Below are 7577 nucleotides of genomic sequence, written 5' to 3'. Positions count from 1 at the left end.
TCTGTCCTTCCGTGAATAGCTTATCTTCTTATGCCAGCGGTCACTCCACCCTCCAAGAGGTCCCCAACGGAATTCACCGTCTCCTCCCTCAAGTGAGGTACTCGCGTTTTCTGTGTTCATCATGACCGACTGAATGCAAAGGGCTATTCTCTCTTCATTGTTCCGTCCTTCCGAATCGTTCTAGACCGATTCGTACTATGACGTCTGCTGACTCCTGATGGTTCAGCTGTTTATCGCTAAACAGGTTATGAAGGGTACTTCACGTATCCATCAGGCCTCCCCGGGTAAGAATGTAGTCTTTCCTTCCATCTATCCGCTTCATTTACTCTGTATCACCTTTGGCAGAAAGGACTTTGTTTTGTTCAGCAAACTCATCCAGTGATACCTAGCCTTGTATGAAGTTCGTGTTCCTCGGACCGGAAGTTTGCCGCCCGCTTCCTTCAGATTCCGCGTCACCACGGACACCCTTGCGTTAAGCTAACCACTACTTCTGCCTTCGTGGCTCGGGACTTGCACCCTATAGACTACACCCATGCCGGGCGCACTGAAAAAAGTGTCGTATGAACGCGTCATGCGACACTTTTTTCGTACAATCTGATCAGAAGTGGTCTCAAGAGGGTTGAAATTGGAAATATTTAGGTGATTTAATGCACTTTTATGCTTCATGCGACTCATTACGCGTTAAAAAAGAAGATAAATCGTCCCATGAACGTTTCATACGACGCTTCATTTTGTCAAAACAGCGAGTGAAGTGTCGTATGAAAGTCAAAAATGGAAGAAATTAGAAAAAACAGGCCGCATCATGTTTCATACGACCAGTTTTTACGAAAACGATGCAATGAATTGTCACATAAAAGGTCCATACGACTAAACTTCGCATAAAAATCCCATCGAACGGTCCCATGACGTTTTATGACGGGAATTCCTCCCGGAAACTTTCTCTTGCGTCGAACCTGCCGTCCTGCTTATCACCGGCGGATAGCGTTCAGATTTTTGGAGGCTCATTTGTGCTACTCACGTTCTTCCATAAGAGGCACAAAGAAATACGCTTCTGGAGGTCCACTTAAGGTAATATTCCATCAGAAACAATCATCCATAGAGGAAAGGAAAAAACTATACAAAAATGGTTCCAAGCAAATGTTAGTACTCAAAACATTTTTGGCTAGTTATGTTCCCGCCTCCCCTTTTCGCAGTCCTTACCATAATCCCTTTTCCTTCAACCATTTTAACCGACATCCTTGTTTTGCGGCTTCTCCCAACTGTCCGAGGAGATGGTAGTTTGCGAAAGCCCCAACGACTGCGCCAAAACCTGGAACAAGTTGCAACATCTTCACCAAATCAATATGGTCTCGGTATTCTTGCTGAAAACTTACCCAATCAAATTCCGTTTTTTTCGATATTTCTTTTTCAACTTCTTGCCAATCTTCTAACGTATCAGCCGTTTCCATTCTTTTTTCTGCGCTTGAAAAAGCTGCTTGAAATAAATATAAAATATATAACCGATCATTTAAATCATGAAGATTTAATCCATAAATGGACGCGGCTGAATAAAGAAAGCGCATCTTAAAACCTAAAAGCAACGGGAAATCCACCGCTCCTAAAATAAGACCACCGGCTCCGGTCCCTGCCCCTTCTGCCGCCGCTCCTTTTTGGTACACTTCAATTAAATTCATCACTCTCTCATCTGCTTCTTCTAACTGTTCCGCTTTTTGGATGGAGTCCTTCGGAAAATATTGCGAGCCGTAAATCACTCCTTGAACCATATGTTTAATTGCATCTCCCATGATATCGTGTACTTTCTGGGGAATGTAATGATTGATTTTCGTTTGGACACGCTTTGCCATCGAAGCGGTGATGGATGGGGATTTTCGCAGTTGTTTGAGCCATCTATTCACTTCTTCTGCCGCCTGACGCTCATATTCGTTCATCTTACACCTCTCTCATTTTTTCTTTTCCATATTGCCATCGAAAGGACGGATACATCCAACTAAATAACAATCCAAGAATAAACAAAAGGAAAAGCAAACGAAGCGATTCCCCTACTATAAAATATACTACCGTAAATAAACACGTTTGCATAAGTAGTAGTACTTGCATGAACGGTACAAAAGCTTTCTTTTTATCCATCGGAGAGACAGGATATAAATCCGGCCATAAAAGCACGTCATAGTGAAAGCGAATGGTCTTTAGTTGGACACTGGTCATGTATAAAAACAATAGTGCCACCGCTAATCTCACCCACTCAGATGGGAAGGCGTACATGACTAAACTTCCTACAAAAAGCAAACGGACATAGATACCCAAATATTCTCCCGAACGAAGAAAAGCTTTCCAAAACATGACGTCATAAATATTTTTTCTTTTCCATACGAAGAAATCAGAAAGTGCGGACAACATCCGTCTTCGCTTTACTTTCGCTTTCATATAAGGCACGTCCGTAAAAGATTGGACAAAACGATAAAAACGCGCAGTACGGTCCGACTCTTCTTCCAACAGTAGCGTCCATTTTAACGGATGATGAGCAAGTAAACGACGATAGTATAACACGTATAAAACAAATTTAATGATAAGAATCACGATGGTAAAGGGAAGAGATACTGCTACAAATAAAAAATAAAGATAGATGACATTGATGACAAACCTTCCCACAGTGGAAAAGCGTCTCTCCCTTTGATCTTGCAGACGCAACTCTACCCATTTTGCAGCGTTGTTCCACCATTTACTGAGAAACAAAAATAAAAAAACGAGAAAAAAATAGCTCGTCTCATCTGTAATGCGATCTTGAAATAACGGACCTAAAATAAGAAATAGAAAAGCGACAGCGGCAAACTGCACGCAAATAGAATAAATAAGAGACCGCTGAAAAAACGGGTGCATCTTTGTTTCTAAAGGAAGGAGAAATACGACGTCACCTTCCTTCAAAAAAGTACGTAGTGGCGTCCTCGTGAGTAAGTATGCAAAAACGATCGTAAAGGCAAACGCTACTGGAAAACTTTCCGGCAGCCAAGCAATGAAGGAAGGATAAAAATATCCACCTGCTAAAAAGAGAGCGTATAAACTAAACATAAAGCCACTATTTCCAATTAAACGGAGATATCGAAATGCTTCATTTCGAAAGGAACTAGCTCTTTCTTTCCATAATGTGTTGACATCCATTATATTGCTCCTTTTGTCACTTCAATGTATAAATCATCTAAGTTAGCGCCTGGCATACCTGCTTGTTCTTGCAAATCCTGTATCGTTCCGATCAGCTTGATACGCCCTTCATGCAACAAAATAAAACGATCGCAATAACGCTCCGCAGTGGATAAAATGTGTGTGGACATTAAAATTCCAGCACCTCGCTCTTTCATCTCCATCATCATATCTAAGAGAGACTTAATCGCCACAGGATCAAGCCCAACAAAAGGTTCATCGACAATATAAAGAGATGGTTCGATCAGAAACGCACACATGATCATTACTTTTTGTCGCATCCCTTTGGAAAAATGGCTTGGAAACCAATGTTTCATCTTTTCCATTCGGAATTCTTTTAACAGAAAATTAGCTCGTTCTTCAAATTGTTTGTCCGGTAATCCATAAGCTGTTTTTGTTAATTGTAAATGTTCCCATAAGGTTAACTCTTCATATAGAATAGGTGTCTCCGGTATATAAGTGAATGTTTTTCGATATTGCTCTTTCGCTTCGTTCAATGTTTTCCCTTTTATTTTAATTTCACCCTCGGTAGGTTCCATTAATCCTAAGACGTGTTTGATCGTTGTGCTTTTTCCTGCACCGTTTAAACCGATCAATCCGACAATTTCCCCTTCATCGACATGAAATTGAAGTTGATGTAGCACCGGTTTATGGATATTGTAGCCTCCACTTATATTCGATACTTCCAATAATCTACTCATTCCATTGCTCCTTTACCGAAACTATCTCTACATTAATCATCATAAAGAAACGATATCTCTTCTTCAACTAAGATAATCTGCTTTCGCACCTTAGTTAACTACAACAATGGGATTTTGACCGATACTTTTTTATTTCAAACTGTAAGATAATATTAACAATTTTTTCGTACAATTGGCGAGATAACTAAATAATAGGATATATTGCATTTGTTACACGGTTGTTATTTATTTTTAAAAAAATCTCTTCCTTCCTGTCTCTATCGGTATTTCCTTTTTTCATTTTTTAAATGGATTAAATTCCCACGAAAATTGACACAAATCTTTGTTATTCTTTACGACAGATTAAAAAACAGGAGGGACAAGCGCGATGTTTTCGAAAGTGATTTCTAGTGTCGGAACCATTTGTTTCGCTTTCTTATTTTTCATCGATCATACTAAAGCGGAAATAACGCATACGGTGAATGAAAACGATACCCTTTGGACAATTGCGATGGACCACGGCGTCTCTGTCCTTGATATTAAAAAGGAAAACAATAAATCTACCAATGCTGTAACCGTAGGAGAACAATTAACAATTCCAGAAGGGATTACTCCCGAAGAAGAAGAACTGCTCGCAAGACTTGTCAGCGCTGAAGCAAAAGGAGAACCTTACGCTGGTAAAGTAGCTGTGGCAACCGTTGTACTCAATCGCGTCAACAGTCCGGAATTTCCAAACAGTATCAAAGAAGTGATTTATGAAGTTTCCCCAACAGGGAACCCATCTTTTACCCCGGTTCAAAACGGAACCATTAATCAACCAGCTGATAAAGAATCGAAAAAAGCAGTGAAGGAAGCCCTCGCCTTTGAAGGGCAAGGTCATGGCTCATTGTTTTTCTATAACCCGGAAAAAGCAACAAATCATTGGATTGCTACAAGAGAAACTACCACTATTATTGGTAATCATATCTTTGCCCGGTAACGTAACATCACCTGTGGAAATGACATTCCACAGGTGATTTTATATACTACATTACTCCTATGAAACGGATATGGTAAAATAGGGGTAAGAGGTGAAAAAGATGGATGAAACAAAGATATGTCCGAAATACGAAGCGGCCATGCATTTAATTGGTAAAAAGTGGACCGGGCTGATCATTCGAGTGCTGCTCGATGGACCAAAAAGATTTAAAGAAATAAAAGCGCAAATACCGGAAATGAGTGATCGATTGTTAACGGAACGGATGAATGAATTAGAAGCTCATGCTATCGTAAGAAGGTATGTGTATCCGGAAAAACCTGTTCGCATTGAATATAGATTAACTGAAAAAGGAAAAGAACTTTCTCCGGTCATCAAGGCCATTCAAACTTGGGGCGAGAAATGGATGTAATAACGACTATGGAGGTATAGTATGAATGAAATCCATCTATTTTCACGAAAAGAGGAACTTGCCAATGCCATCACTCATGCCATCGGAATTGTTTTAAGTATCGTAGCGCTTTCCGTCTTGATTACCTTTGCTAGCTTGCACACTTCCCCCTTACATGTTATTAGCGTCACCATTTACGGAACAACAATGCTGTTATTGTACCTCTCTTCCACCTTGTTGCACAGTTTTAAAGAAGGAAAAGCAAAAGATATGTTTGAAAAATTTGATCACTCGGCAATATATTTGTTTATTGCAGGAACATATACTCCGTTTTTATTTCATGTGATTGAAGGCCCCCTTAGCTGGATATTATTCGGTATTGTATGGAGTTTTGCTTTTTTAGGAGTTATTTTTAAAGTATTTTTTGTGAAACGGTTTAAATTCGCATCGACTCTCATGTATGTGTTGATGGGGTGGATGATTGTATTTGCGTGGGACCAACTTCAAGCGGCCTTACCAACGTCGGGATTGTTTTTTCTCGTTGGTGGCGGATTGTTATATACGATTGGAACCATTTTTTTCTTATGGCGACATTTCCCTTATCATCATGCTATTTGGCATGTTTTTGTATTAGCTGGATCTTTGTTTCATTTTTTCGCAGTATATTGGTATGTTTTGCCACTATCATAGGACATCAAAGAGAACCTCGGGAAATACATCCCAAGGTTCTTTTTTTAATTGACTTTGACGTCTTTATCTCCCCAATATTGATCCCGGAGTTGGACTTTTTGAATCTTTCCTGATGCAGTTTTTGGAAGCTCGTCTAAGAAAGTAACTCCTTTTGGTGCTTTAAAATGAGCCATTTTACTACGTGCATATTCAATGACTTCTTCTTCCGTTAAATTGCTTCCTTTCTTTTTGACAACCATGGCATGAGGAACTTCTCCCCATTTTTCATGTGGAACAGCGATGACAGCTGCTTCACTAATCTCTGGATGATCGTACAAATATCCCTCTACTTCAATCGAAGAAATATTTTCTCCTCCACTAATGATCACGTCTTTTTTTCGGTCAACAATTTGCACGTATCCTTTTTCATCCCGTACAGCCATGTCACCTGTGTGTAACCAGCCATTGTTAATCGTTTCTGCTGTTGCTTCTGGATTTTGTAAATATTCTTTCATCACCGTATTTGAACGGAGAACGATTTCTCCGATTGTTTTGCCATCCCAAGGTACTTCTTCTCCAGATTCATCAACAACTTTCACTTCGCATCCAATCATATCATAGCCAGTTTTTGCTTTTAACGCATATTTCTCTTCTTTGGATAAATCGTCATATTGTGGACGGATTTGAGAGATGGTCATTAAAGGAGATGTTTCTGTCATTCCATACACTTGAATGAATTCCCATCCTAACTCTTCTTCCACTTTGGCTACATATGCAGGAGGTGGAGCGGAGCCGGCAATAACGATCCGCATATCTTGGTCTTTATTTAATTCTACGTTTCCTTCGTCAAAATGTTCTAATAACATGGTCAAGACAGTTGGCGCCATATGGGCAACGCTTACATGATACTTATTAATATTTTCAAAAATCTCAGGAGGAATTACTTTTCGTTGCATCACTTGCGTTGCTCCGTTGGCAGTGTAGTAAAAAGGTGAGCCCCATCCGTTGACGTGGAACATCGGTAAAATGTGTAGAAGTGTGTCTCGATCAGATACGCGAAGATGATGCATCACAGACATTGCATGTAAGTAATTCGCACGATGAGTGAGTAATACTCCTTTTGGATTACCTGTCGTTCCACTTGTATATAATAGAGTCGCCTCATCCATCTCGTCTAACTCTACTCTATCAAATGGAGTGGTCGGATATTGTTCCCTCCAACGGTCATAGCTCATATATTGATCTGTATCTTTTTCCGCACCATGCACGATGATTTTTTCTATCGTTTGAAGCTTGTCTAATACGGGTTCTATAAGAGGGAATAGCTCTTTTTCCACAAAAAGAATTTTACTTTCACTATGGTTTAAAATAAATTCATAATCCGCTGCTTTTAAACGCGTATTTAATGGAGTCATGATTGCTCCTAATTGAAAAACACCATAAAAACCTTCTAACATCTCTAAAGTGTTTGGTGCCAAATAGGCAATTTTATCCCCTTTTTCCACTTGAAGCGCTTTCAAACCGTGGGATAATTGATTTACCCGATCATTGAGCTCGGAATACGTCACTTGCTTACTCCCATCAATAACTGCAATTTTTTCTCCATATAATTTTACTGCTCTGTCAAGAAACTGTGTTAATACAAGAGGTACATACATGATTGCTT

General features: G+C 39.7%; 7 protein-coding genes. 3 read left to right on the top strand and 4 right to left on the bottom strand.

Going from position 1 to position 7577, the window contains the following annotated elements; translation table 11 throughout:
• Positions 1-1196: 1196 nt before the first annotated feature.
• Genes GJS40_RS00790 through GJS40_RS00780 form a run of 3 tightly spaced genes read right to left on the bottom strand, consistent with a single transcriptional unit; the run spans position 1197 to position 3896 of the window.
• On the bottom strand, positions 1197-1928 hold the full coding sequence (locus GJS40_RS00790) for an EcsC family protein (protein WP_270895366.1): 732 nt from the start codon (positions 1926-1928) through the stop codon (positions 1197-1199).
• Position 1929: 1 nt separating this feature from the next.
• Positions 1930-3156: an ABC transporter permease gene (locus GJS40_RS00785; RefSeq protein WP_270895365.1), complete on the bottom strand. Its 1227-nt coding sequence runs from the start codon at positions 3154-3156 to the stop codon at positions 1930-1932.
• Entirely contained in the window at positions 3156-3896 is a 741-nt protein-coding gene (locus GJS40_RS00780; protein ID WP_270895363.1) for an ABC transporter ATP-binding protein, read from the bottom strand. The genes GJS40_RS00785 and GJS40_RS00780 overlap by 1 nt, the downstream gene beginning before the upstream one ends.
• Before the next feature lie 367 nt (positions 3897-4263).
• Here GJS40_RS00780 and GJS40_RS00775 point away from each other — a divergent pair, with 367 nt between their 5' ends.
• The 3 genes from GJS40_RS00775 (at position 4264) to trhA (ending at position 5932) form a co-directional block, all read left to right on the top strand.
• On the top strand, positions 4264-4854 hold the full coding sequence (locus GJS40_RS00775; protein ID WP_270895362.1) for a cell wall hydrolase: 591 nt from the start codon (positions 4264-4266) through the stop codon (positions 4852-4854).
• A 100-nt stretch (positions 4855-4954) separates the two neighbouring features.
• Positions 4955-5263 carry a winged helix-turn-helix transcriptional regulator gene (locus GJS40_RS00770; protein WP_270895360.1) on the top strand — a complete coding sequence of 103 codons (309 nt, stop codon included), beginning with the start codon at positions 4955-4957 and terminating at the stop codon, positions 5261-5263.
• Between the two features lie 21 nt (positions 5264-5284).
• A complete protein-coding gene (trhA, locus tag GJS40_RS00765; RefSeq protein WP_270895359.1) occupies positions 5285-5932 on the top strand; it encodes a PAQR family membrane homeostasis protein TrhA in 648 nt (215 codons plus the stop codon).
• 44 nt (positions 5933-5976) lie between these two features.
• Here the strand turns inward: trhA and GJS40_RS00760 are convergent, their stop codons facing one another.
• Positions 5977-7569: a long-chain-fatty-acid--CoA ligase gene (locus GJS40_RS00760; RefSeq protein ID WP_270895358.1), complete on the bottom strand. Its 1593-nt coding sequence runs from the start codon at positions 7567-7569 to the stop codon at positions 5977-5979.
• Between the last annotated feature and the right edge of the window lie 8 nt (positions 7570-7577).

This window comes from Aliibacillus thermotolerans, from assembly GCF_027853235.1.
Lineage (GTDB): Bacteria > Bacillota > Bacilli > Bacillales > Marinococcaceae > Aliibacillus > Aliibacillus thermotolerans.
Note: the sequence above shows the minus strand (reverse complement) of the source record. Positions and strands in the feature narration are given on the sequence as shown.

Bases quoted from the DNA above. Each gene is read 5' to 3' on its own strand.
- GJS40_RS00785 (WP_270895365.1), bottom strand. From the start codon at position 3,156: ATGGATGTCAACACATTATGGAAAGAAAGAGCTAGTTCCTTTCGAAAT.
- GJS40_RS00775 (WP_270895362.1), top strand. From the start codon at position 4,264: ATGTTTTCGAAAGTGATTTCTAGTGTCGGAACCATTTGTTTCGCTTTC.
- GJS40_RS00770 (WP_270895360.1), top strand. From the start codon at position 4,955: ATGGATGAAACAAAGATATGTCCGAAATACGAAGCGGCCATGCATTTA.
- GJS40_RS00780 (WP_270895363.1), bottom strand. From the start codon at position 3,896: ATGAGTAGATTATTGGAAGTATCGAATATAAGTGGAGGCTACAATATC.
- trhA (WP_270895359.1), top strand. From the start codon at position 5,285: ATGAATGAAATCCATCTATTTTCACGAAAAGAGGAACTTGCCAATGCC.
- GJS40_RS00790 (WP_270895366.1), bottom strand. From the start codon at position 1,928: ATGAACGAATATGAGCGTCAGGCGGCAGAAGAAGTGAATAGATGGCTC.
- GJS40_RS00760 (WP_270895358.1), bottom strand. From the start codon at position 7,569: ATGTATGTACCTCTTGTATTAACACAGTTTCTTGACAGAGCAGTAAAA.